Source organism: Marinobacterium marisflavi, assembly GCF_982447095.1.
This window is the reverse complement of sequence record NZ_OZ457898.1, coordinates 2,770,780-2,795,130: the sequence shown is the minus strand read 5'-3', so window position 1 is coordinate 2,795,130 and position 24,351 is coordinate 2,770,780. Positions and strand designations below refer to the sequence as shown.

20 protein-coding genes are annotated in these 24,351 nt (G+C 52.3%); 18 read left to right on the top strand and 2 right to left on the bottom strand.

Annotation, left to right across the window (positions count from 1 at the left end; all coding sequences use genetic code 11):
• Positions 1-12: 12 nt before the first annotated feature.
• Together AC1WNR_RS13765 and map are read right to left on the bottom strand one after the other, a co-directional pair.
• Positions 13-2,700 (bottom strand): [protein-PII] uridylyltransferase, encoded by a 2,688-nt coding sequence (locus AC1WNR_RS13765; protein WP_481645063.1) that lies wholly within the window; start codon positions 2,698-2,700, stop codon positions 13-15.
• Positions 2,701-2,754: 54 nt separating this feature from the next.
• Positions 2,755-3,525 (bottom strand): type I methionyl aminopeptidase, encoded by a 771-nt coding sequence (map, locus tag AC1WNR_RS13760; protein ID WP_481645062.1) that lies wholly within the window; start codon positions 3,523-3,525, stop codon positions 2,755-2,757.
• Positions 3,526-3,835: 310 nt separating this feature from the next.
• Here map and rpsB point away from each other — a divergent pair, with 310 nt between their 5' ends.
• From rpsB to AC1WNR_RS13670, 18 genes are all read left to right on the top strand, one after another.
• On the top strand, positions 3,836-4,573 hold the full coding sequence (rpsB, locus tag AC1WNR_RS13755; RefSeq protein WP_481645061.1) for a 30S ribosomal protein S2: 738 nt from the start codon (positions 3,836-3,838) through the stop codon (positions 4,571-4,573).
• 106 nt (positions 4,574-4,679) lie between these two features.
• Positions 4,680-5,540: a translation elongation factor Ts gene (tsf, locus tag AC1WNR_RS13750; RefSeq protein ID WP_481645060.1), complete on the top strand. Its 861-nt coding sequence runs from the start codon at positions 4,680-4,682 to the stop codon at positions 5,538-5,540.
• 91 nt (positions 5,541-5,631) lie between these two features.
• A complete protein-coding gene (gene pyrH, locus AC1WNR_RS13745) occupies positions 5,632-6,378 on the top strand; it encodes a UMP kinase (RefSeq protein WP_481645059.1) in 747 nt (248 codons plus the stop codon).
• Between the two features lies 1 nt (position 6,379).
• Positions 6,380-6,937 (top strand): ribosome recycling factor, encoded by a 558-nt coding sequence (gene frr / locus AC1WNR_RS13740; protein ID WP_481645058.1) that lies wholly within the window; start codon positions 6,380-6,382, stop codon positions 6,935-6,937.
• Between the two features lie 79 nt (positions 6,938-7,016).
• Complete coding sequence (gene uppS, locus AC1WNR_RS13735) at positions 7,017-7,778, top strand: polyprenyl diphosphate synthase (protein WP_481645057.1); 762 nt, start codon at positions 7,017-7,019, stop codon at positions 7,776-7,778.
• Positions 7,771-8,577, top strand: a complete 807-nt coding sequence (locus AC1WNR_RS13730; protein WP_481645056.1) for a phosphatidate cytidylyltransferase — start codon at positions 7,771-7,773, stop codon at positions 8,575-8,577. The genes uppS and AC1WNR_RS13730 overlap by 8 nt, the downstream gene beginning before the upstream one ends.
• Positions 8,578-8,584: 7 nt before the next feature.
• Positions 8,585-9,940, top strand: a complete 1,356-nt coding sequence (gene rseP / locus AC1WNR_RS13725) for a sigma E protease regulator RseP (protein ID WP_481645055.1) — start codon at positions 8,585-8,587, stop codon at positions 9,938-9,940.
• A gap of 29 nt (positions 9,941-9,969) precedes the next feature.
• Positions 9,970-12,285, top strand: coding sequence for an outer membrane protein assembly factor BamA (gene bamA / locus AC1WNR_RS13720; protein ID WP_481645054.1), 2,316 nt, complete (start codon positions 9,970-9,972; stop codon positions 12,283-12,285).
• Positions 12,285-12,776 carry an OmpH/Skp family outer membrane protein gene (locus AC1WNR_RS13715; RefSeq protein ID WP_481645053.1) on the top strand — a complete coding sequence of 164 codons (492 nt, stop codon included), beginning with the start codon at positions 12,285-12,287 and terminating at the stop codon, positions 12,774-12,776. Before bamA ends, AC1WNR_RS13715 begins: the two co-directional genes overlap by 1 nt.
• A 4-nt stretch (positions 12,777-12,780) precedes the next feature.
• The gene (gene lpxD, locus AC1WNR_RS13710; protein WP_481645052.1) at positions 12,781-13,815 is read left to right on the top strand and encodes a UDP-3-O-(3-hydroxymyristoyl)glucosamine N-acyltransferase; all 1,035 of its coding nucleotides are present in this window, start codon (positions 12,781-12,783) and stop codon (positions 13,813-13,815) included.
• A 6-nt stretch (positions 13,816-13,821) separates the two neighbouring features.
• Positions 13,822-14,259, top strand: a complete 438-nt coding sequence (gene fabZ / locus AC1WNR_RS13705; protein ID WP_481645051.1) for a 3-hydroxyacyl-ACP dehydratase FabZ — start codon at positions 13,822-13,824, stop codon at positions 14,257-14,259.
• Between the two features lie 2 nt (positions 14,260-14,261).
• Entirely contained in the window at positions 14,262-15,032 is a 771-nt protein-coding gene (lpxA, locus tag AC1WNR_RS13700) for an acyl-ACP--UDP-N-acetylglucosamine O-acyltransferase (RefSeq protein WP_481645050.1), read from the top strand.
• Positions 15,033-15,042: 10 nt separating this feature from the next.
• Positions 15,043-16,197 carry a lipid-A-disaccharide synthase gene (gene lpxB / locus AC1WNR_RS13695; protein WP_481645049.1) on the top strand — a complete coding sequence of 385 codons (1,155 nt, stop codon included), beginning with the start codon at positions 15,043-15,045 and terminating at the stop codon, positions 16,195-16,197.
• The gene (gene rnhB / locus AC1WNR_RS13690) at positions 16,194-16,796 is read left to right on the top strand and encodes a ribonuclease HII (protein ID WP_481645048.1); all 603 of its coding nucleotides are present in this window, start codon (positions 16,194-16,196) and stop codon (positions 16,794-16,796) included. The genes lpxB and rnhB overlap by 4 nt, the downstream gene beginning before the upstream one ends.
• Positions 16,796-20,293, top strand: a complete 3,498-nt coding sequence (gene dnaE / locus AC1WNR_RS13685) for a DNA polymerase III subunit alpha (protein ID WP_481645047.1) — start codon at positions 16,796-16,798, stop codon at positions 20,291-20,293. Before rnhB ends, dnaE begins: the two co-directional genes overlap by 1 nt.
• Positions 20,294-20,375: 82 nt before the next feature.
• Complete coding sequence (accA, locus tag AC1WNR_RS13680) at positions 20,376-21,338, top strand: acetyl-CoA carboxylase carboxyl transferase subunit alpha (protein WP_481645046.1); 963 nt, start codon at positions 20,376-20,378, stop codon at positions 21,336-21,338.
• Positions 21,335-22,618: a tRNA lysidine(34) synthetase TilS gene (tilS, locus tag AC1WNR_RS13675; protein ID WP_481645045.1), complete on the top strand. Its 1,284-nt coding sequence runs from the start codon at positions 21,335-21,337 to the stop codon at positions 22,616-22,618. Before accA ends, tilS begins: the two co-directional genes overlap by 4 nt.
• A gap of 88 nt (positions 22,619-22,706) precedes the next feature.
• Positions 22,707-24,335 (top strand): CTP synthase, encoded by a 1,629-nt coding sequence (locus AC1WNR_RS13670; RefSeq protein ID WP_481645044.1) that lies wholly within the window; start codon positions 22,707-22,709, stop codon positions 24,333-24,335.
• Positions 24,336-24,351: the final 16 nt, after the last annotated feature.

The window sequence follows — 24,351 nt, the reverse complement described above, 5'->3', positions numbered from 1 at the left end:
GTTCTCTGTGAATCAGTGCATATGCTCGTCCAGCTCTTTACAGATCGCGTCTGTTAGCCGGTTGCAGTAGTCAGGGTCTGTTAGTGCTTGGTTATCGGCGTCGGTGATGTAGAAGAAGTCCTCTACACGCTCAGCGACGTTGGCGATTTTAGCTTTGTGCACAACGATACCAAACTGGCTAAAGATATTGCCTATACGCGACAGGAGGCCGGGGCGATCGGCCGTGAATACCTCGAGAACAGTCTGGTTTACGCCGCTATCACTGCTAAGAGTCGCGCTGGTCTTCATTGGGAAGAGCTTCAGTTGGCGCGGTACCCGACGTTGGATGATTTCTGGATAGTCATCAGGGTCATCTAGCTGCTCAAACAGATAGTCGTAGATACTTTGCAGATAATCCGGATTCTCTGATAGCGGCTGATTATCTTCGGTCAGTACGGTGTAGGTGTTCAGCGTGTAGCCGTTGTCTGTCACGATGATGCGAGCGTCCTGAACACTCAGATTCAACTGGTCGAGTGCCGCTACTGTTGCCGCAAAAAGGTTGGGCGAGTCTTCTGTATGGATAAATATTTCAGTTGCACCTTCGTTGGCTCTAAAGGTGTTCTGGCTCAGCATAATGAGCGGTAACGGCTTATTGTTATGCTCAATGATCGCCTGGGTATGACGTGCGATCGCTTTGCCATCTTCGCGCAGGAAGTAATCTTCTCCGAGTCGAGCCCAGAGAGCTTTGGCTCTTGTTGTGTCTACATGCTGACGCTCGAGTGCGGCTAGCGCCTCATGCTGAGCCTGCTCAATGCGCTCCTCGCGATCGATCGGGTTCTCAAGCCCGCGTCGCAGAGCGCGACGCGTCTCCGTGTAGAGTTGACGCAACAGCGAAGCGCGCCAACTGTTCCAGAGCTCATTATTGGTGGCGTTGATGTCCGCTACCGTGAGTACATAGAGATAATCTAGATGGGTGACGTCGCCCATCCGTCGAGCAAAGCTGTTTATCACTTCTGGATCCGATAGATCTTTACGCTGTGCGGTCATCGACATAAATAGATGACTCTTCACCAGCCAGGCAACCAGCTCTGCGTCCCACTTGCTGAGGTGGTGGCGTTGACAGAAATCCATCACGTCGACAGCGCCAAGCTCCGAGTGGTCGCCACCGCGACCTTTAGCGATATCGTGATAGAGGCCTGCAACGTAGAGCAGCTCGATCTTGGGAATATTGTTCACCACTCGGTGCGCAATCGGAAAAACATCGCGGTACTCACGGTGGCGGAACTGTCGCATCATCTGAATAACCTTCAGCGTGTGTGCGTCGACGGTGTAAATGTGGAACAGATCGTGCTGCATCTGACCCACAATATTGCCAAACTCCGGAAGATAGCGCCCCAGAATACCGTAGCGATTCATGCGTTTGAGCTCAGTCGAGACGCGCTCGGGTGAACGCAACAGCTCCATGAACAAGCTTGTGTTGCGGATATCCTTGCGGAAGTCGTCGTCGATCAGGTGCCGATGGGTGCGGATCAAGCGAATGGTTGAGGCACGTACACCCTTAATCTCAGGGTGCTGTGCCATGATGACGTGCAGCTCCATTAAGGCAAAGGGGTTGTGCTCGAACACGGTGGGATAGGCTGCTGCTAGGTAGTCGTCGCGGACAACGAAGCGACTATTGATTTGCCGTACCTCCTGTTCGACGTCGGCACGCAGAATGGCTTCGTCGAAGTACTGCAGCAGCATATCGTTGAACGCAGACATGCGCTTGGCGACGCGATAGTACTGGCTCATAAACTGCTCTACTGCTAACGCGCTATCGTTATCCTCATATCCAAAAAAGCCGGCTAGCGTTCTTTGATGATCGAATAGTAGTCGATCTTCGCGGCGGTTCGTTTTCATATGTAGGGCATAACGCGCTCGCCACAGGTACATCTCTCCACGGCTGAGTTGCTCAAGTTCTGTATCTGTCAGAAAACCATGCTCTACTAGGTCCTTGATATACGTTGCACCGAAGTGTCGTTTCGCAACCCAGCCGATGGTTTGCAGATCACGTAAACCACCCGGTGAGTTTTTAATGTTGGGCTCAAGGTTGTATTCGGTGTTGTTAGTGCGTGAGTGACGGTCTGTCTGCTCTTTGAGCTTGGCTTTGAAGAACTCCGCATCCGACCAAGCATCTTCCGAGGTGACTTGCTCATACATGCGTTCACGCAGGCTTTTGTCACCCACCAGTGTGCGCGATTCAACCAGGTTGGTGGCGATCGTAATGTCGCCGCGCGCCTCGTTGTAGCACTCCTCGAGCGTACGGACACTCGAACCGATATCCAAGTTGACGTCCCAAAGCAGAGTGAGGAAACCGCTAATGCTCGCTTCAAAGTCAGCTGGGTCGAGACCGTCCATTAGTAGGAGGATGTCGACATCCGAGTGCGGGTGCAGCTCGCCGCGGCCGTAGCCGCCAACAGCGATAAGACTTAATTGTCCCTCTTCTGGCCAATCAAACTGTTTCCATGCGAAACGCAGGAGTTGGTCGATTACCCAGGCTCGGCCATAGATGAGGGTGCGAATATCCGCCTTATCGATAAAGGCTGCATGCATTGCCTCAGTGGATGCGTTCAGCGCGTTTTTAAGCGCTTTAGTGGCGCCGAGAGACTCGGCTTCACGATGAAGTTTGGGTTGGTCAAAAAAACGCTCGACACCATTTATCGGTATTGCTGTCAGTTGCATCTGCAGCTGCTCCTGTTTATACGCTGAAGAACGACGATGATCGGGGCTAGTGTATTAAACGCGTTCTTCGTTGCGCAGGGTCAGAATCTCGTAGCCTGTTTCGGTGACGAGTATGGTGTGCTCGTATTGGGCCGAGAGGCGGCGATCGACAGTCTCAACCGTCCAGCCATCGCGCTTGTTTAGTTTTACGTTGCGCTTGCCCGCATTAATCATCGGCTCGATTGTTAGGCACATTCCCGCTTCAAGCGTTTCACCGGTACCGGGGCGGCCGTAATGAAGTACCTGCGGATCTTCGTGGAATTCCGCGCCAATGCCATGTCCGCAGTATTCGCGCACAACTGAGTAGTGGTGAGCCTCGGCGTGTTTCTGGATGGCGTGGCCGATATCGCCTAGCTGTACGCCCGGTTTAACCAGTTCGATGCCAAGATTCATACACTCCTGCGTGACTTTGCAGAGGCGCTCCGCATGCGGTGCAACCTCGCCCACCAAAAACATTTTGCTGGTATCGCCGTGATAACCATCTTTAATGACAGTAATGTCGATATTAATCAGATCGCCGTTTTTGAGCGCTTTGTCGTTGGGGATACCGTGGCAGACAACCGAGTTTACTGAGGTGCAGATCGATTTCGGGAAGCCATGGTAGTTCAGCGGCGCTGGGATGGCCTGCTGGTCGTTAACGATATAATCATGGCAGATCTGGTTCAGTTCGTTGGTGGTGATGCCCGGTTTTACATGGGGCTCGATCATCTCCAGTACCTCGGCGGCCAGACGTCCGGCTACGCGCATCTTCTCAATTTCGAGGGCGGATTTAATCTTTATGCTCATCTCTTCGTCTCATCGATCTGTGCCAAGTCACTACGCGGTAAAATTGCGTCGCTTAGCCGGGAAATAGTTAACTGCCCCAAGTGTACCTCAGATCCTTTTGCTGCCCAAAGTTTGCTTCATTTTATTTGCGGCTTGTGGTATAAACTGCGCTCCAAAATTTCGTGCCTCGGCACAATTAACGCAAGTACTGCTCATTACTGGGTGTGCTTAAACACAACACACACAGCTCGTCACAGGCTGCCTGGGTGCCGGAAACGGTTGGCAGATGGGGGTTGTGGAGGTTTGAACCCGCTAGAAGGAAAGTTCAAAAATGGCAAAAGTCAGCATGCGTGACCTGCTCAAAGCAGGTGTTCACTTCGGTCACCAGACTCGTTACTGGAACCCGAAAATGTCGAAATTCATCTTCGGCGCTCGCAACAAGATTCATATCATCAACCTCGAGCACACTCTGCCTGCTATGAACGACGCTCTGGCAGTCGTTAAAAACATGGCATCGAACAAGAACAAGGTTCTGTTCGTGGGCACTAAGCGTGCTGCTGCGAAAGTGGTTAAAGAAGAAGCAAGCCGTGCAGGTATGCCTTACGTAAACCACCGTTGGTTGGGTGGTATGCTGACCAACTACAAAACTATCCGTCAGTCTATCCGTCGTCTGCGTGATCTTGAAGCTCAGGCTCAAGACGGTACGTTTGAAAAGCTGACCAAGAAAGAAGCGCTGATGCGTCGTCGCGAGATGGAGAAGCTTGAGCTATCTATCGGCGGTATTAAGGATATGGGCGGTCTGCCTGACGCACTGTTCGTAATCGACGTTGATCACGAGCGCATCGCTATTAACGAAGCAAACAAGCTGGGCATTCCAGTAATCGGTATCGTTGATACCAACTCTAACCCAGACGGCATCGATTACGTTATCCCAGGTAACGACGATGCGCTGCGCGCTATCCAGATCTACGCTCAGTCTGTTGCTGATGCATGTGTAGAAGGCAGCGATGCAAACGCTGGCGCGAAGAGCGACTTCGTTGAAGTAGACGAGCAGGCTGCAGCTGAGTAAGCGCAGTAAAAGCTTCATCTTCGGATGGTAAGTTTACGAGAAGGGGAGCCAGGCTCCCCTTTTTTAAGTCTGAATTAAGTTCTTAAAGAATATAGAGGATTGCGAAATGGCAAACATCTCTGCATCAATGGTTAAGGAGCTGCGCGAGCGCACCGGTCTTGGCATGATGGAGTGCAAAAAAGCACTGGTTGAAGCTGAAGGCGACATCGAAAAAGCGATTGATGATCTGCGTAAAGCGTCAGGTCTGAAAGCTGCTAAGAAAGCGAGCCGCACAGCGGCTGACGGCGTTGTTCGCGTCAAAGTTGCAGACGACAACAGCTACGCTGTCGTTGTAGAAGTTAACTCTGAAACTGACTTCGTTGCACGCGACGACAACTTCCTTGGTTTCGTTGACACTGTTCTGGCTAAAGCTTTCGCTGATAAGCAGGCTGACGTTGCTGCGCTGATGGCAGGCGATCTTGAATCTGCTCGTGAAGCACTTGTACAGAAGATCGGTGAAAACATCTCTGTTCGCCGTGTCGTGGTAGTGGAAGGCGCAAACGTTGATGCTTACGTTCACAGCAACAACCGTATCGCAACTCTGGTCTCTCTGACTGGCGGTGAAGCGGAGCTGGCACGTGACGTTGCAATGCACGTAACTGCACAGAACCCACGTGTATGTAAGCCAGAAGATATGCCACAGGACGAGCTTGATCGCGAGAAGGAGATCATCATGGCTCAGCCTGATATGGAAGGTAAACCGCAGGAAATCAAAGAAAAGATGGCTGTGGGTCGTGTTAAGAAGTTCCTGGCTGAGAACAGCCTGGTTGAGCAGGCGTTCGTTAAGAACCCAGAGCTCACAGTTGGCAAGCTGATTAAAGATGCTGGTGCTGACATCAACGGCTTTACCCGTCTGGAAGTAGGCGAAGGTATCGAAGTTGAAGTTAAAGACTTCGCACAGGAAGTTGCAGAGCAGCTCAACGGCTAATTCTGCTGTCGCGGTCCTGCAATGACTTGCGGGGCCGCGCGCTTTCGATATAAGTTAGACACCACTCGATTCTGCCTTTCCCGGAGGTCCTATGCCTGCTGCCAAACCTAGCTCCAAATACAAGCGTATTTTGCTAAAACTCAGCGGTGAAGCGCTGATGGGTGAAGAGAACTTCGGTATCGATCCGAAGGTTCTGGATAGAATGGCGCTGGAGATTGGCCAGTTGGTCGGTATCGGCGTTCAGGTCGGTATTGTGATTGGTGGTGGTAACCTGTTCAGGGGCGCAGCCCTGAGCGCGGCGGGCCTAGATCGTGTTACGGGCGATCATATGGGTATGCTGGCAACGGTTATGAACGCACTTGCGATGCGTGACGCACTTGAGCGCTGCAATATCGCAACGCGTGTTATGTCTGCGATTCCAATGAGCGGAGTGGTTGATCACTATGATCGTCGCAACGCGATGCGTTACCTAAACCAGGGAGATGTTGTGATCTTCTCAGCTGGTACAGGCAACCCCTTCTTTACAACTGACTCTGCAGCTTGTCTTCGTGGTATCGAGATAGATGCAGATGTCGTACTCAAAGCGACTAAGGTAGACGGTGTTTACACGGCGGATCCGATGAAGGACTCCTCGGCAGTGCGTTATGACCGTTTGAGCTTTGATGAGGTTATTGAAAAACAACTCGGCGTCATGGACATGACGGCGATCTGCCTCACTCGTGACCACGATATGCCGGTCCGTGTATTCAATATGAACAAACACGGTGCACTGGTTAATGTTGTTGGTGGTGGCGATGAGGGTACGCTGATAGACAGCGGCAAGCCGACTGGAGAGTAAGATGATTGATGAGATTGTCCGCGACGCGGATGAGCGTATGGCTAAAAGTGCTGAATCGCTGATTGAGCAGTTCAAGAAAATTCGTACCGGCCGTGCAACACCAGCGATTCTAGATAGTGTGCAGGTTGATTACTACGGCTCGATGATGCCGATTAATCAGGTTGCTAACGTAACGGTTGAAGATGCGCGTACGCTGTCGATTATTCCTTGGGAACAGCCAATGGTTCCAGCTATCGAAAAGGCGATCATGAAGTCTGATCTGGGTCTCAACCCATCCACAGCTGGTAACGTGATTCGTGTACCAATGCCGGCGCTGACCGAAGAGACACGTAAGGGTTACATTCGCCAAGCTCGCCAAGAGGCAGAGAATGCACGTATTGCTATTCGCAACGTGCGCCGTGACGCTAACAGCAGCATTAAAGACCTGCTGAAAGAGAAAGAGATCTCCGAAGATGACTCGCGTCGCGGCGAAGATCTAACGCAGAAAGCAACGGACAAACATGTTGCCGAGGTTGAGAGCCTACTGTCACAAAAAGAGAAGGATCTAATGGAGATCTAATCTCCATCGCACCCTGCAGAGCGCTTCGTCTGTTGATGGTGGCGCTCTTTTCGTAGAGGGGTGCAGTAGGACAATATTGATGGCCGACACAACAACTGATAACAAGGCTAAGCTTCGCCCAATGCCCAAGCACGTTGCCATTATCATGGATGGTAACAACCGTTGGGCTAAAGAGCGCAGACTTCCCAGTCTGGCGGGGCACAAGGCGGGTGCTGAGAGCGTGCGCGCTGTTATCAAAGCTTGCGCCGAATCGGGTGTGGAGTCTCTTACGCTGTTCGCATTCTCGAGTGAGAATTGGCGTCGTCCGGAAGATGAGGTAAACGGTCTGATGGACCTGTTCGCCTGGGCGCTGGATCGTGAGGTGAAGAAGCTGGCGAAGAACAACATTCGTCTGCAGGTGATCGGTGATAAGAGTGGATTTAGTGAGGGGCTGCAGAAGCGAATTGCCATAGGTGAAGCGCTGACGCAAGATTGCACCGGTCTCTGCCTGAATATTGCCGCTAACTACGGCGGTCAGTGGGATATCGCGCGTGCCGCTCGCACTCTTGCGGCGCAAGTCGCTGCCGGCGAAATGAAACTCGAGGAGCTTACGGCCGAGCGTTTGGGGCTAGAGGTGAGTCTTGCTGATCAACCTCTGCCGGACCTCTGTATCCGTACTGGCGGTGAGCAACGCATCAGTAATTTCCTAATCTGGCAGTTTGCCTACACCGAACTCTATTTTAGCCCACTCTACTGGCCAGACTTTGGCTATCAACAGATGCTGGATGCCTTACAAGATTTTCAAACGCGAGAGCGACGCTTCGGTCGTACCAGCGAGCAGGTGGCAGCCGAGCATGTTTAAAGAACGCTTGATGACAGCCCTGATACTGGCACCACTCGCGCTGGCAGCAGTATTTCTGCTTCCGCTGTTGCCATTTTCGATCCTGATGGGGCTGCTTGTGCTGATTGGTGGCTGGGAGTGGTCTAATCTAGCGCTGCATCGCCGCACGCACCGTTGGCTCTACGTCGCCAGTCTTGCACTATTGCTTGTTAGTACACATATTCTGCTCGCCTTTGTTGAGGTGCCAATCCTAATGGCTGCTTTTGTCTTTTGGTGGTTTGCATTGAGTCGTGTTGGGCGTTATCCGCAAACCAAAGGCATAGAACAGACCGCGACAAAGATCTTTATAGGCTACCTAGTGTTGATTCCAGCTTGGGTCGCAATGGTGGGTATGAAAGCGCACCCACAGGGTAATCTACTGATTTTCATGCTATTTTTGTTGGTTTGGGGTGCAGATATTGGTGCCTATTTTGCCGGCAAGCGCTTTGGCCGCAACAAGCTCATTCCAAAAGTAAGCCCAGGTAAAACTCGTGAGGGGGTGCTCGGCGGGCTCTCTGTCTGCGTAATGGTTGCTATCGGCTTTGCGATCTCAGCGAAGTTATCTGCCGGAGCGACCTTAGCGCTGCTTCTACTGGCGCTCGTCACCGGCATGGTTTCGGTGCTTGGCGATTTGTTTGAGTCGATGTTTAAGCGCGAGCGGGGAATTAAAGACAGTGGTCGTATTTTGCCGGGACATGGTGGGATTCTGGATCGCATTGATAGTCTGACGGCCGCTGCCCCAATTTTTCTGCTCGGACAATATTGGATGCAGATTTTCTAGGTAAAAGATGGACTTAATCCAAACCCTTCTAGCGACGCTCGTTACTCTGGGTATCTTGGTCACAATCCATGAGTGGGGACACTTCTGGGTGGCTCGACGCTGCGGCGTTAAAGTTCTGCGTTTCTCGGTCGGATTCGGCAAACCTATCTGGATGCGTGTGGGCAGAGATGGCACTGAGTATGCGGTGGCTTCTATTCCTCTTGGTGGCTATGTTCGCATGTTGGATGAGCGAGAGGGCGATGTGCCCGAAGCGCTGCGCCAACAAGCGTTTAACAATAAGCCGGTTATGCAGCGAATCGCGATTGTCGCTGCAGGCCCTCTGGTTAACCTCATTTTTGCTGTTTTAGCTTACTGGTTTCTGTTTGTCTGGGGCGTCACCGTCGTAAAACCGACTATCGGTGTTGTTGAGCCGGCATCGCTAGCCGAGCAGGCTGGACTTCAGTCGGAGCTTGTACTCACCGAAATTGATGGCCGCGCGGTTCGTTCGTGGGAAGAGGTAAATTTAGCGCTCGCTGCCCGTATCGGTGATGAGGGAGTGCTTGAACTCAGAGCCGGTCAGCCTGACAGTGGTTGGTTGAAAAACTACTCGGTACCACTGCAAGGATGGCGTGTAGATCTGGAGAGCGAGTCGCCGCTGCGAGCCTTTGGCCTGCAACCTTGGCAGCCTCTTATTGAGCCGGTGATTGGCCAGATAACGCCCGATGCTGCTGCACAAGCGAGTGGTTTGCGTGTGGGGGACAAAGTTGTTGCGGTGGGCGGTGCGCCAATTGCCGACTGGATGGATCTGGTTGGTGTGATTCAGGCATCTGCCAACTCTGCATTGGATTTTACGATTTTGCGCGACTCGTCAGAATTGACCCTTAGGATCACTCCGGGGAGTCGGACATTGAGCGACGGTTCGGTTGTGGGTTTTATCGGTGCGGGAGTTCAGCCCTACACTTGGCCTGAAGATCATTTAGTTGACCTGCAACAAGGCCCGGTAGAGGCTCTGGTTAGCGGATTTAATAAAACTGTACAGATGGTGAGTTTGACCCTTGATTCTATTAGGAAAATGATCGTCGGGGTGATCTCGCTAAATAACTTGAGCGGCCCGATAACCATTGCTAAAGTGGCGGGGGCCTCGGCGGCTTCTGGGCTTGAGTCATTCATCAGTTTTCTCGCCTATTTAAGTGTCAGCCTTGGTGTGTTGAACCTCTTGCCAATTCCGATGTTGGACGGTGGGCATCTGGTTTACTACTTCGTTGAAGTGGTACGGGGCAAGCCCGTCAGCGAGCGCGTTCAGGCGTTTGGTCTGAGAGTCGGTATGGCGCTTCTGTTTAGTTTGATGGCGTTAGCGATGATCAACGACATTGCACGCCTGTGAAATTGAATAATTAAGGATCTTTGAAAGCGATGAAAAGCTTAAATATAGTTGCAGCGGTACTGGCCCTCTGGGCAGGGGTGGTTCAAGCAGCGAATTTCACCGTTTCAGACATCCGTATCGAGGGCCTGCAGCAAGTTGAGCCCGGTATCGTGTTCCGCAATTTTCCAATCAGTCGTGGTAATCAGGTCGATGATCAGCGCCTAAACGATGCCACCCGCGACCTGTTTGAAACGGGTTACTTTGATGACGTACAGCTGTTGCGTGATGAGGGTGATGTACTTGTCTTGCGTCTTGTTGAGCGCCCGTCTGTTTCGCTTATCCGAATCGAAGGTAATGACTTGATCAAAGAGGAGCAACTGCGTGATGCTCTGAAAAATGGTGGTGTGGAGGAGGGTGATATCTTTCGTCGTGCCTCTCTAGACCAAATTCGCCTTGAATTGCTCAAAGTTTACAACGCCGCAGGTCGTTATACCGCTACGATCGATACAGAGGTAGAGGAGGTTGAAGGTAACCGTGTCGCCCTGAATATCGACATCAAAGAGGGTAAGACGGCGATCGTAAAACAGGTCAACATTATCGGTAACAAAAACTTCACCGATGATGAGCTGCTCGATCTGTTCGATACCGGTTTGACTAACATGTGGTCATTTTGGACCGATAACGATAAATACGCACGTGAGCGTGTGAGCGCAGACATTGAACGTCTGCGATCGTTCTACCTAGATCGCGGCTACATCAAGTTTGAAATTAACTCGACTGATGTCTCGATAAGCCCAGACCAGAAGCAGGTTTACATCAACATTAACCTCACTGAAGGCGCGCCCTACACCCTATCTGAGATCAAACTGGCGGGTGAGACCGGTGTGGCAGATACTGCACTGCGCGAGGCGATTACAGCTCAGCCAGGCGATTTGTATTCACGTAAAGCTTTGACTCGCATTATAGATAATATGCAGAAAGCTTTGGGCGATGCAGGTTACCTAGGCGGCAAGCTGAATGCTACGCCTGAGTTTGTTAGTGATAACGAAGTTGCGATCACAATCTTTGTCGAGCCCGGCAAGGTGACTTATGTTCGTAGAATCGAGATCCGCGGCAACTCCACCACTGCTGACGAGGTTATTCGACGTGAAATTCCCCAAATGGAGGGTGCGCTCGCTAAGGCTGACCTAATCGACCGAGCGAAAGAGAAGCTGGACCGCATGGGCTACTTCTCGTCTATCAACATCAAAACCCAGCCAGTCGCCGGTACAGATGACCAAGTAGATGTTCTGATTGATGTCCAAGAGCAGGCCCTTGGCCAGTTCTCCGCAGGTATCGGCTTCTCCGACTCAGCTGGCGCGCTGTTTGATTTGGGTCTCCAGCAGGACAACTTCCTCGGTACCGGTAACAGCTTCGGTATCGCAGTGAGTAACTCTAGTGTGTTGCAGGAGCTAAGTCTCAACTTTACCGACCCTTACTACACACTTGACGGCGTAAGCCGTGGATTTGATGTCTACTACCGTGAGCGCGATTTCCAAGAGGACGATGTCTCAAACTACAACACTAATGAGTTGGGCGGTTCGATCGCTTTTGGGTACCCGATTGATCAGTTCCAACGTGTTTCGGCTTCATTAGGTCTCGATACTACTGAAGTAGCTCTGAATTCAGGTGTGGCCATTCCATCGACTATCAGCAGTTTCGTTAGCGGCTCTCAAGAAGAGTATTTGACCTACCAGCTTAATTTGGGCTGGCGCTACAACGATCTTAATAGTCGATTTTTCCCAACCAAGGGGCGTTCACAGCGTGTGGATTTGGCCATCGCTGTCCCGGGGGGTGATCTTAGCTACTACAAAGCGACTTACGATGGGCGTTACTATCAACCGCTTAACGTAGATGAGACTTGGGTGCTCGGCTTCAAAACTCGTGCCGGTTATGCCGATACTCTTGATAGTAACCCATATCCCTTCTTTAAAAACTTCTTTGCAGGAGGCCTGTCGACCGTTCGCGGTTACGGCAATAACAGCCTGGGTCCGCGCGATGGAGTAACTGATGACATTATCGGTGGGGATATTCTTCTAACTGGCGCGGTTGAACTAATCTTTCCGGTTCCTTTCTTAGAGGATAATTCAGATCTGCGCACCACTGCTTTCATTGATGCCGGTAACGTCTATGCACGTGAATGTGGTACTGGGCTGGTAAACTGTAGCGAAAATATCGAGCTTGGCGATCTGCGTATGTCCGCGGGTGTCGGCTTGAGCTGGTTGACCGCTATCGGTCCGCTCTCGGTATCCTACGCGCAGGCGCTGAACGAACAATCGGGCGATGTCACTGATGCCATCCAGTTCGCCTTGGGTCGCACATTCTAATGAGTGCTAGGCTGCATCGTTTCGCCCTATTTCTCTGTGCTTTATCACTTAGCACTGTCACTGCTGCCGGTAGCGTGGTTGCTCTTGGTGCCCAAGAGGCGTTGTTGGCATCCGATGCGGCAATCGCTTTTCGTGAAAAGCTTGTGAGCGAAACCGCTTCAGCAGAGAGCTCTGTCAGAGAGTTGGAAGAGCAGGCCAGAGAGTTGCAGGCCAAGGCGCAGTCCGCGTCCGGTGAAGACGCCCAACGCGCCCAGCTTCAGTTTAAAAAGGTGTATCAGCAGTTTCAGCAACAGGCACAAGCGTTGCAGCAGAAGCGTGCTCAGCGTGAGCAGGAATTTATCGCGCAGATGCGCCCAAAGCTCGATGCTATCATTCGCCAGCTTATCGAAGAGCGCGATATCTCAGTGATTCTCAATCGCCAGTCTACCATCTACATGGAAGCTGGGGTTGATATTACGCCAGAGGTCGTAAAGCGTTTAAACGCCCTTTAATACTATGACTGCTCTATCCTACACGGCCACCTATCTTGCTGAACTAGTTCAGGGCGAGTTAGTGGGCGGGGACTGCACCATTACCGGTATAGCGACGCTTAAAAAGGCTACCAGCAGCCAAATCAGTTTCCTCTCAAATAACCGGTATCAGAACGAACTTGAGTCCTCCCAAGCCGCAGTTGTGCTGCTTAGACCTGAAATGACCAGTCTAGCGCCACAGCGGGCCATTGCTGTTAATGATCCTTATCTGGCCTACGCGAAAATTAGTCAGCTGTTCATCTCTGCTTCAACGCAAGAGGGTATCTCCAAACAAGCCTGCATCGCGCCTACAGCGATTGTGTCGAGCAGTGCAAGTATTGCTGCCGGAGCGGTTATCGAAGCGGGTGCTTGGGTTGGAGAGCATGCGGTTATTGGCGCTAATGCGGTAGTTGGTAGCAATGCGTCGGTCGGTAACGGAACGCAGATCGCAGCAAATGTATCTATTGGTTACAACGTCAAAATTGGAGAACGCTGCATTATCCATTCGGGTGCTGTAATTGGGGCGGACGGTTTTGGTTTTGCTCCCTCTTCACAGGGTTGGCAGAAGATCGCCCAGCTCGGCTCTGTAGTGATCGGTGATGATGTTGAGATAGGTGCATGCACCACGATTGACCGTGGTGCACTTGAGGATACTCGGATCGAGAACGGGGTCAAACTCGACAACCAGATTCAAATTGCTCACAACGTTGTGATTGGTGAGCATACGGCGATCGCCGGCGGTTGCGCTATTGCCGGTAGCACTCGCATCGGCAAGCGGTGTACTATCGCAGGTATGAGTGGTATTACCGGCCATCTTGAGATTGCTGATGGTACTCATGTGACTGCGATGTCGCTGGTTAGTCGCTCCATCAATGAGCCGGGTGCCTACTCCTCAGGCACCGCGATCGAACCGCACCGCCAATGGAAACGCAATGCAGTCAGGTTTCGTCAACTGGACGAGATGCATAAACGGATATTAGAACTCCAAGAGCTCGTGAAGAAGCTCGCCGAAAAAGGCTAAAGAAAGATGATGGATGTAAACGAGATTCGCAATTACCTACCGCACCGATACCCCTTTCTGTTGGTGGATCGCGTGGTAGAGCTTACTCCAGGCGAATCGATTGTGGCGTACAAAAACGTAACGGTGAATGAGCCGTTTTTTAATGGCCACTTCCCTGATCACCCTGTAATGCCCGGTGTACTGATTGTGGAAGCGATGGCGCAGGCTGCTGGTATCCTTGGTTTTAAAACTATGGATAAAACACCTCAGGACGGTTCTATTTACTATTTCGTTGGCGCTGATAATCTGCGCTTCAAGCGCCCTGTAGTGCCGGGTGATCGTCTACAATTAGAGGCGAAGGTGCTGTCTGAAAAGCGCGGGATCTGGAAGTTCGAAGTTAAAGCAACGGTTGAAGGCAGCGCAGTCAGCTCTGCGACTATCCTCTGTGCTGATAGGAAGGTGTGAGTTTGATTCACCCCCAGGCAATTGTTGATCCATCTGCAAAACTGGCTGACGACGTTGTCGTCGGCCCTTGGACGTTGATCGGCCCAGATGTGGAGATTGGTGCGGGTACGCGCATCGAGTCCCATGTGGTTATTAAAGGGCCGACAAAAATTGGTGCCAATAATCGCATTTTCCAATTTGCGACTGTGGGCGAAGAGTGCCAGGACAAGAAGTACGCCGGCGAGCCAACTCGGCTGGAGATTGGCGACAACAACGTCATTCGCGAGGGTGTCACTATACATCGCGGCACCGTTCAGGATGAGGGTATAACCCGGGTGGGGAGCCACAACCTGCTGATGGCTTATGTGCACGTTGCTCACGACTGTCATATCGGTGACCATGTCATTCTGGCCAATAACGCTGCTTGCGCTGGCCATGTGCATGTTGGTGATCATACCATCCTCGGCGGTTTCACCGCAGTGCACCAGTTCTGCAAGATCGGCGCTCACGTGATGTGTGGTGCGGGTACTGTGGTATTGCAAGATATTCCCGCTTATACCCTAGCTACAGGTAATCCAGCCAAGCCGCACGGCATTAACGCCGAAGGCCTAAAGCGTCGTGGTTTCTCAGCGGAAACGATCCGTACCCTTAAACAGGCTTACAAAGCGATCTACCGCCAGAACCTTACACTTGCCGACGCCTTAGCTCGGCTGTCTGAATTGGTCGAGTCGGAAGCTGAGGTGCAGCCAATGATCGACTCCCTGCAGGTTTCGAGTCGCGGTATTATCCGCTAATTCTCCCTTTATGAGTGCATTGCGTATCGCCATTGTGGCTGGAGAGGAGTCGGGGGATATTCTCGCTTCCGGCTTGATGGCGAAGCTCAAAAGGGACTACCCCGATATCCAGTTTGAGGGTGTAGGTGGGCGTCGTATGCAGGCCGAAGGTTTGCTCTCGATCTTCCCGATGGAGCGTCTCTCGGTCATGGGGCTGGTTGAGGTCCTCAAGCGTTTGCCAGAACTGCTGAAACGTCGCAAAGGGCTGGTAACAGGTTGGCTCAGCGATCCTCCAGACCTCTTTATAGGTGTGGATGCACCAGACTTTAATATAGGTCTGGAGCGTCGCTTAAAAGAGGCGGGTATTCCCACCGTTCACTATGTGAGTCCCTCCGTCTGGGCCTGGCGTGAAAAGCGTCTGCAGAAGATTGTGAAAGCGGTCGATACCATGCTCTGCTTTCTCCCTTTCGAGGCAAAATTCTACGATTCTACCCCTGTAGATGCTCAGTTTATCGGCCACCCATTGGCTACTCAGCTACCGCCAGATATCGATCAGCTATCCGCGCGCACGCAACTGGGGTTGGACCCCAAACGTCCGGTTGTCTGTTTGATGCCGGGGAGTCGTGGTTCTGAGGTGGGCAAGCTTGCGCCTGACTTTCTCGATACAGCAATATGGTTGAAACAGCGCCGCTCCGAACTTCAGTTTGTTTTACCTGCTGCTAACGAAGCGCGTTTTCAACAGCTCTCCGAGCTATTGGCGCAGCGCGGTGAAACTTTGAAAGTTTCGTTGATTCAGGGTCAGTCGCATAAAGCACTAGTGGCGAGCGACGCCGTACTTATCGCCTCGGGCACGGCCACATTAGAGGCTATGCTCTGTCGCACGCCAATGGTTGTTGCCTATCGGATGGCGGGGCTGACCTACGCAATTATCTCGCGTCTTTTGCGCACACCCTATGTGGCGCTACCCAATCTTATGGCTAACGACGCTCTGGTCCCTGAAGTTTTTCAGGATCGTGTGAAAGCAGAGGTTCTAGGACCGCTGATAATGCGTACTCTGGACGATCGAGCTTATCGTCACTATTTGCAGGAACATTTTGGACAACAGGCTGAAAGGCTGAGGTTGAATGCTGACGATCGTGCAGCGGAGGCGGTTATAGCGCTGCTGAAAAAGAGAGCCAAGCTATGAGGCCCCAAGCTCTCGACTTCGCGCCCACAGGCCTGATTGCGGGTGTTGATGAGGTGGGTCGTGGCCCATTGGTCGGTGAGGTGGTTGCAGCTGCAGTGATTCTAGATCCTGAGAACCCGATCGCGGGGCTGACTGACTCTAAGAAACTCTCCGAGAAACGTCGCGAGCAGTTAGCTGAAGAGATTAAAGAGAAGGCGCTTGCTTGGTGTATTGCAAGCGCGTCACCGCAAGAGATTGATGAGATCAATATCTTGCATGCCAGTATGCTAGCGATGCAGCGTTCGGTGGAGGGGCTAAATCCCCAGCCTGATCATGTTAAGGTGGATGGTAATCGCTGCCCGAAACTTGGAGTTAGTGTTGAGGCGATCGTTAAAGGGGATGCCAAAGTGCCAGAGATTGGTGCTGCCTCAATAATCGCCAAGGTCTATCGCGATCAGCAGATGGTTGAGTTGGATAGAGCGCACCCGGAGTACGGCTTTGCTAAGCATAAGGGCTATCCCACCGCTGAGCACATGAAGCTATTGCAGCAGCATGGAGTTCTGCCACAATATCGTCGTTCATTTGGCCCCGTTAAACGTCTACTTGAGGATCAGGATTAATGTCCGAGGCACAGTTTGTTCATTTAAGAGTGCACTCAGAGTTCTCCCTGGTTGACGGCCTAGTTCGTGTTAAAGAGCTTGTGAAAGCGGCTGCGAATAATGGCATGCCGGCTGTCGGTTTGACTGATCAGACCAACTTCTACGCGCTAGTTAAGTTCTATAAAGCGGCGTTGGGAGCCGGTGTTAAGCCAATTTGCGGTGTCGATTTTTTTGTGGTCGATGATGACAACACGGATCTACCACCTTTCCAATTGACCCTGCTTGTCCGCACGGGGCAGGGCTATCGTAATCTGATGGAGCTGGTCTCGCGCGCCTATGCCGAAGGTCAGAATATCGATCTTGAACGTGCACTGATCTACAAGAGTTGGATCGCTGAGAAGGCTGAGGGTCTGATTGCGCTCTCCGGTGGTCGTCGCGGTGAGCTGGGGCGCATGCTGCTCGGTCAGCATCCAGAGACTGAAACCTGTCTACATCAGTGGATGGCACTCTTTCCCAATAGCTTCTACCTCGAGGTTCAGCGTACTGGCCGTCCGGATGAAGAGACTCTGTTACACAAAACCGTAGAGCTCGCTCGTAAAGCGAACTGTCCGATTGTCGCGACCAACGAAGTGATGTTTATCAAAGCGGATGACTTCGAGGCGCACGAAGCGCGTGTCTGTATTAACCAGAGCCGTACGCTTGAAGACCCTTCTCGACCACGCGACTACTCCGAACAGCAGTATTTCCGCTCCGCTGAGGAGATGGCTGAGCTGTTTAGCGACCTGCCCTCTGCACTCGCAAACACCGTTGCGATAGCGCAGCGCTGTAATATTGAGATTGAGTTAGGTACCTACTATCTACCGCGCTTCCCGATACCTGATGGCGTGTTGATGGATGACTACTTCCGTCATGTCTCAAAGCAGGGTCTAGAGGAGCGTCTCGATTTTCTGTTAGACCGATCGGCGGCCGATTTTGAAGAGAAGCGTAAACCTTATGATGAGCGTCTAGAGTTCGAGCTCGACATCATAATTCAGATGGGTTTCCCCGGTTACTTCCTGATCGTAATGGACTTCATCCAATGGGGTAAGGATAACGGCATTCCGGTCGGTCCAGGGCGTGGTTCCGGTGCCGGTTCACTGGTCGCTTATGTGCTGAAGATTACCGATCTCGATCCGCTTGAGTACGACCTGCTGTTCGAACGCTTTCTGAACCCAGAGCGTGTCTCGATGCCCGACTTCGATATCGACTTTTGTATGGATAACCGCGACCGGGTTATCGACTACGTGGCACAGACCTATGGGCGCGATGCGGTATCGCAGATCATCACTTTCGGTACTATGGCCGCCAAGGCGGTGGTGCGAGATGTGGCGCGTGTGCAGGGCAAAGCCTTTGGTTTGGCTGACCGGCTCTCCAAGCTGATTCCATTCGAAGTGGGTATGACGCTCTCGAAAGCCTGGGAGCAGGAGGAGCAGCTGCGTGAATTCGTTGAGAGCAGCGAAGAGGCGCAAGAGATCATGGAGATGGCCTACAAGCTAGAGGGTGTAACCCGAGGCGTAGGTAAACACGCTGGTGGTGTGGTTATTGCGCCAACTAAGCTGACAGATTTCTCCGCCACCTACTGTGATTCCGAAGGTCATGGCCTGGTTACCCAGTTTGATAAGAACGATGTTGAAGAGGCGGGCTTGGTTAAGTTCGACTTCTTGGGTCTGCGTACACTGACCATCATCGATTGGGCTCTCGAGACGATCAACAAGGTCAAAGCTGAACAGGGTGAAGAGCCGGTTGTTATCGAAGCGATTAATCTTGAGGACCAGAAGGTCTACGAGCTGTTGAAACGCGCCGAAACCACTGCAGTATTTCAGCTTGAGTCCAGCGGTATGAAGGATCTAATCCGTCGTCTGCTGCCGTCACGCTTTGAGGATATCGTCGCACTGGTAGCGCTGTTCCGTCCGGGTCCGCTCCAGTCCGGCATGGTGGATGACTTTATTAACCGTAAGCATGGCCGCGCTGAGATGGCTTGGCCGCATCCCGATTATCAGCTCGATTCACTGCAGCCTGTTTTGGAGCCAACCTACGGCATCATCCTCTATCAAGAGCAGGTTATGCAGATCGCTCAGGTGATGGCCGGTTATACACTGGGCGGTGCGGATATGCTGCGCCGTGCGATGGGGAAGAAGAAACCTGAAGAGATGGCGAAGCAGCGCCACCTCTTTATCGAGGGCTCCAATGCTCAGGGCATCGATGAGAAGCTCGCCGGTAATATTTTTGACCTGGTGGAGAAGTTTGCCGGTTACGGCTTCAATAAGTCGCACTCTGCCGCCTATGCATTGGTCTCCTATCAGACGGCTTGGCTGAAAACCTACTACCCCGCGCCTTTTATGGCGGCGGTTATGTCCTCAGATATGCAGAATACCGACAAGGTGGTGATCTTCATCGAGGAGTGCCGTCAGATGAAACTGGAGGTACTGCTACCCGATGTGAACCTGTCGGAGTTTAAGTTCACAGTGAGTCCGAGCAATCAGGTGGTTTACGGTCTCGGTGCTGTTAAAGGTGTGGGCGAAGGCCCGGTTGAGGGGATCGTTGAGGCGCGTAAAGAGGGGCCGTTTATTGATCTGTTCGACTTCTGTAAGCGCGTGGGCACGAAGCGCCTGAATAAACGTGTACTCGAGTCGTTAGTGAAGTCGGGTGCGCTGGATAAGCTCGGACCTAATCGAGCAGTGCTTTGGGCCTCTATTGGAGCTGCGTTGCAGTCGGCGGATCAGGATGCGCGCAATCAGGATGCAGGTATGTTCGACCTCTTTGGTGGCGAACCTGAACCGGAGCACGCAAACCCTTATCAGCAGTATCTCAATGCGCGCGAGTGGAGTGACAAAGAGCGCTTGGGTGGGGAGAAAGATACCCTTGGTCTTTACGTTACTGGGCATCCAATCGATGAGTATGAGAAGGAGCTGCGTAACTTTGTCAGCCGCAAGCTGGTTGAGTTACAGCCTGCGCGAGGCCGCTCCCAGAAGATGGCTGGTTTGATCGTCGATATGCGGCTGAAGAAAACCAAGCGTGGAGAGACGCTCTGTTTCGTCACGCTGGATGACCGCTCAGCGCGCATCGATGTGACCTTGTTTGGCGAAGCCTACGAGAACGCTCGACGCATGATCACAAAGGATCAGGTGATCGTGGTAGAAGGTGAAGTGGCTCAAGATGACTACAATGGCGGTCTGAAGGTGCGTGGGCAATCTGTCTTGAGCGTCGCCGAGGCGCGCACTCGCTATGCTGAAAAACTGGTTATTAGCTGCAAGGATGAACAGCTCAAACCGCGTGATCTGAAGCGCCTCTCCGAGACGCTAGCGCAGTACAGGCCGATACAGCAGGGTGTCTCGATTGAGTTGGTTTATAGTTGTGACGCGGCGCGGGGGCGCTTGAAGTTAAGCGAGCAGTGGGCTGTAAACCCTAAAGATGAGCTGATATTGGCGCTCAAAGAGCAGTTTGGAAATCCGGCCGTCTCGCTTGAGTACGCGAGTTAAAGCGTCTCATCCTCTGGTTTCTGAGGCGCTCAAACGGTAGAATCTGGCCCCATTACCCATAGCTCAAACAGAAGTAGCTAGTATGAATCCGAATTACCTAGAGTTCGAACAGCCGATTGCTGATCTCGAATCCAAGATCAACGAACTCCGCCACGTCGGCGAAGATAACGCTGATCTAAACCTGTCAGAAGAGGTTTCTCGTCTGCAGGAGAAAAGCAAAACCCTGACGCAGTCGATCTTCTCTGATCTCACTGCATGGCAGATCTCGCAATTGGCGCGTCATCCTCAGCGTCCATACACCCTCGATTACATCCGTATGATTTTTGACGAGTTCGAAGAGATTCACGGTGATCGTCATTTTGCTGATGACCAGGCGATTGTGTGTGGTATTGCGCGCTTGGATGGGCAGCCGGTTGCAATCATCGGCCATCAGAAAGGTCGCGAAGTGAAAGAGAAAGTTCGTCGTAACTTCGGTATGCCGCGTCCTGAAGGTTACCGCAAGGCGCTGCGCGTTATGGAGATGGCTGAGCGTTTCAATATGCCAGTATTGACCTTCATCGATACACCCGGGGCCTACCCTGGTATCGATGCCGAAGAGCGTGGTCAGTCTGAAGCGATCGCTTTCAACCTAGCTAAGATGTCTCAACTTAAAACCCCGATCATCGCGACCGTTATCGGTGAGGGGGGATCTGGTGGAGCGCTGGCCATTGGCGTCTGTGATGAGCTGCTGATGCTACAGTACTCTACTTACTCGGTTATTTCTCCAGAGGGTTGTGCATCAATCCTGTGGAAGAGTGCGGAACGTGCTTCAGATGCTGCTAAGGCGATGGGTATTACGTCCGAGCGTCTGTATGAACTGGGTCTGGTTGATCGTATCGTGTCTGAACCGCTCGGTGGTGCGCACCGTGATCCTGCTCTGATGGCTGCAAACCTAAAGCAGCAGATCAAAGAGGTATTGGATACGCTTAAACCGCTAGAAACTGATGACCTTCTGGAACGTCGCTACGAGCGTGTAATCTCCTACGGAGCAATCGGTCGCGAATGATCGCTACAGCTGTCGCAGAGACGCAAGAAGCACTGCGACAGCTTCTGTTGCAACACCCTAAAGCCGGCACAATCTGGGTCGGTTTTAGCGGTGGATTAGACTCTACCGCACTTCTTTGGCTGGCGAGCCAAATGGTCCCTGATACTCATCCCAGCTCGCTGCTTCATGCGCTACACATTAATCACAATCTGCAGGTCGACTCCGCCGATTGGGTCGAACATTGCCGCTCTGTAGCTGCGCAGTTGAATGTCGAGTTTCAGGCGGTTTCGGTAAGCCCTGATTCCGCCTCTGAAGAGGATGCTCGCAATGCGCGCTACACTGTGTTTGAACAGTATCTCGGGCAGGGTGATCTCCTTCTGCTTGGACACCATCAAAATGACCAAGCGGAGACCTTTTTGATGCGGCTGTTCCGTGGCGCGGGGGTTCAAGGGCTATCGGCGATGGCTCCTTCACGTCCGTTGGCAAAAGGTACGCTTGTGCGGCCGTTGCTTACTCGCACCCGCACGCAACTTGAAGCCGTGGCTGCAGAATCAGGTCTCAAGTGGATTGATGACCCCTCTAATAGGCAAACCACTTACCTGCGTAACTGGATTCGCGCGATTTTAGCTGCGCAGCTGAGCCAGCGCTGGCCGGACTGGAGCGAGAAATTAGCGACCACCGCACAGAGTTGTGCCGATGCCGCGCAGTTGAACGCAGAGTTGGCTGAGCTGGATGCAGGCGGAGCGTTTCAAAACCCACTTGCAGTGAATCCCGAGCTGCTTCGAGGTAAGAGTCGCGACCTACGCCTGAATAACCTGGTATTTCACTGGTTACGTTCTCAGGATTTGCCTCTGGCTAGCCGTAACCAGCTGGAGGATCTGATCACTCAACTCAAAACGTCGAGTACTGGGTGCTGGAAAATCGCCGGTTCGCATGTGCACTGGTATCAACAGCAGCTTTGGGTCTCTCGGCCTGTTGAGTTACAACACAAGCTCGAACTGGTGTTGCAAGAGGGTGCTCAACAGCTCTCCAGTGGTGAGCTTGTAGGCTCAATTGCCTCTCGGGGACTCCCCTCAGGACTTAAAGTCCTGCTGCGTCCTCGCCAAGAGGGCGATATTGTGAAACTACCCGGTGGCACACAAAGCGTTAAAAAATTCATGAATGCCAATAAGATACCCCCCTGGTTACGCGATTCTTGGCCGCTGCTGGAGGTTGAAGGTGAAATCATCTCAGTTGTTGGGTACTGGAGTTCTGAAGCCTGGTGGGTTCAGGGCGGTTTGGCGCTAAATTGGCGTTGTTGAGAATTGTGAGATTGGCGAGCTTTTGGTAGACTGCACTCCCATCTCGAGTGTGAAAACTCCCCCGAAACTTTAACCTTACAGGTTCTGCATGACGCGTTATATCTTCGTCACCGGCGGTGTTGTGTCCTCATTGGGCAAAGGCATCGCATCCGCATCACTTGCGGCTATTCTTGAGGCTCGCGGCCTTAAAGTCACCATGCTAAAGCTGGACCCCTACATCAACGTAGACCCGGGCACCATGAGCCCATTCCAGCACGGTGAAGTGTTTGTGACCGAGGATGGCGCAGAGACTGACCTCGATCTGGGCCACTATGAGCGGTTTATCCGCACGACGATGAGCAAGCGCAATAACTTCACAACAGGCCGAGTCTATCAGCATGTTTTGAAGAAAGAGCGTCGCGGTGACTACCTCGGTGGAACTGTACAGGTTATCCCGCACATCACTGATGAGATCAAACGTCGAGTGATTGAGGGCGCAGGTGATGCTGATATCGCGCTCTGTGAGATCGGTGGCACCGTGGGTGATATTGAATCCCTACCGTTCCTCGAGGCGGTACGACAGTTGAAGGTTGAGCTCGGCTCGAATCGTGCGCTGTTCATGCACCTGGTACTGGTACCTTACATCTCGACAGCGGGTGAGACGAAGACTAAACCGGCACAGCACTCGGTTAAAGAGCTGCGCTCGATCGGTATTCAGCCTGATATCTTAGTTTGTCGCTCGGAGACACTCATGCCAGAGTCTTCAGCGCGCAAACTATCGATGTTCACCAACGTTGAAGAGCGTGCGGTTATCTCGCTGCCCGATGCGAACACCATCTACAAGATTCCGGCGATGCTCGAAGCTCAGGGTCTGGATGAGATCGTTGTCGACCGTTTCCGACTAGATTGTCCCAAAGCAGATCTCTCTGAATGGGAATCTGTGGCTGACGCCTTCCTTAATCCAGAGGGTGAAGTGCAGATCGCCATGGTGGGTAAATACATGGAGCTGCTGGATGCATACAAATCGCTGATCGAAGCGATCTCTCATGCCGGCATTGCACTGCGTAAAAAAGTTAAGATTGATTACATCGACAGCGAGCGTGTTGAACGTGAAGGTGTCGATATCCTCAAAGGTTACAGCGCTATTCTAGTCCCAGGTGGATTTGGTGAGCGCGGTGTTGAGGGTAAGATCTCCGCGGTTCGTTTTGCGCGTGAGAACAAAGTTCCATATCTGGGTATCTGCCTAGGTATGCAGGTTGCTGTGATCGAGTTCGCCCGTCATGTGGCTGGGCTTGAGGGGGCAACCTCAACAGAGTTTGATCAAGGCACCAAACATCCGGTTATCGGCCTGATTACTGAGTGGATTGATCATACGGGTGAAGTTGAAGTTCGTGATGATGCATCTGATCTAGGCGGTACTATGCGTCTGGGCGCACAGATCTCTCACCTCAAGCCGGGCTCGAAAGTAGCCGAGGCGTACGGTAAGACAGAGGTCAACGAACGTCACCGTCACCGTTACGAAGTAAATAATAACTACATTGAGCAGCTCGAGGCCGCAGGTCTAGTTATCTCGGGACGCTCGACTGATGGCGAACTTGTCGAAGTGGTCGAAGTGAAAGATCACCCTTGGTTTGTTGCCTGTCAGTTCCATCCGGAGTTCACTTCAACTCCGCGCGATGGTCACGGCCTCTTTAAAGGTTTCATTGAAGCTGCTATCGCCGAGCAGGCGAAAAGCTAATTTAGGAGAGTTTACT

What these genes read in the sequence shown, in the direction of transcription:
- AC1WNR_RS13765 (WP_481645063.1), bottom strand. Translation starts at nt 2,700, where the DNA reads ATGCAACTGACAGCAATACCGATAAATGGTGTCGAGCGTTTTTTTGAC.
- map (WP_481645062.1), bottom strand. Translation starts at nt 3,525, where the DNA reads ATGAGCATAAAGATTAAATCCGCCCTCGAAATTGAGAAGATGCGCGTA.
- rpsB (WP_481645061.1), top strand. Translation starts at nt 3,836, where the DNA reads ATGGCAAAAGTCAGCATGCGTGACCTGCTCAAAGCAGGTGTTCACTTC.
- tsf (WP_481645060.1), top strand. Translation starts at nt 4,680, where the DNA reads ATGGCAAACATCTCTGCATCAATGGTTAAGGAGCTGCGCGAGCGCACC.
- pyrH (WP_481645059.1), top strand. Translation starts at nt 5,632, where the DNA reads ATGCCTGCTGCCAAACCTAGCTCCAAATACAAGCGTATTTTGCTAAAA.
- frr (WP_481645058.1), top strand. Translation starts at nt 6,380, where the DNA reads ATGATTGATGAGATTGTCCGCGACGCGGATGAGCGTATGGCTAAAAGT.
- uppS (WP_481645057.1), top strand. Translation starts at nt 7,017, where the DNA reads ATGGCCGACACAACAACTGATAACAAGGCTAAGCTTCGCCCAATGCCC.
- AC1WNR_RS13730 (WP_481645056.1), top strand. Translation starts at nt 7,771, where the DNA reads ATGTTTAAAGAACGCTTGATGACAGCCCTGATACTGGCACCACTCGCG.
- rseP (WP_481645055.1), top strand. Translation starts at nt 8,585, where the DNA reads ATGGACTTAATCCAAACCCTTCTAGCGACGCTCGTTACTCTGGGTATC.
- bamA (WP_481645054.1), top strand. Translation starts at nt 9,970, where the DNA reads ATGAAAAGCTTAAATATAGTTGCAGCGGTACTGGCCCTCTGGGCAGGG.
- AC1WNR_RS13715 (WP_481645053.1), top strand. Translation starts at nt 12,285, where the DNA reads ATGAGTGCTAGGCTGCATCGTTTCGCCCTATTTCTCTGTGCTTTATCA.
- lpxD (WP_481645052.1), top strand. Translation starts at nt 12,781, where the DNA reads ATGACTGCTCTATCCTACACGGCCACCTATCTTGCTGAACTAGTTCAG.
- fabZ (WP_481645051.1), top strand. Translation starts at nt 13,822, where the DNA reads ATGATGGATGTAAACGAGATTCGCAATTACCTACCGCACCGATACCCC.
- lpxB (WP_481645049.1), top strand. Translation starts at nt 15,043, where the DNA reads ATGAGTGCATTGCGTATCGCCATTGTGGCTGGAGAGGAGTCGGGGGAT.
- rnhB (WP_481645048.1), top strand. Translation starts at nt 16,194, where the DNA reads ATGAGGCCCCAAGCTCTCGACTTCGCGCCCACAGGCCTGATTGCGGGT.
- dnaE (WP_481645047.1), top strand. Translation starts at nt 16,796, where the DNA reads ATGTCCGAGGCACAGTTTGTTCATTTAAGAGTGCACTCAGAGTTCTCC.
- accA (WP_481645046.1), top strand. Translation starts at nt 20,376, where the DNA reads ATGAATCCGAATTACCTAGAGTTCGAACAGCCGATTGCTGATCTCGAA.
- tilS (WP_481645045.1), top strand. Translation starts at nt 21,335, where the DNA reads ATGATCGCTACAGCTGTCGCAGAGACGCAAGAAGCACTGCGACAGCTT.
- AC1WNR_RS13670 (WP_481645044.1), top strand. Translation starts at nt 22,707, where the DNA reads ATGACGCGTTATATCTTCGTCACCGGCGGTGTTGTGTCCTCATTGGGC.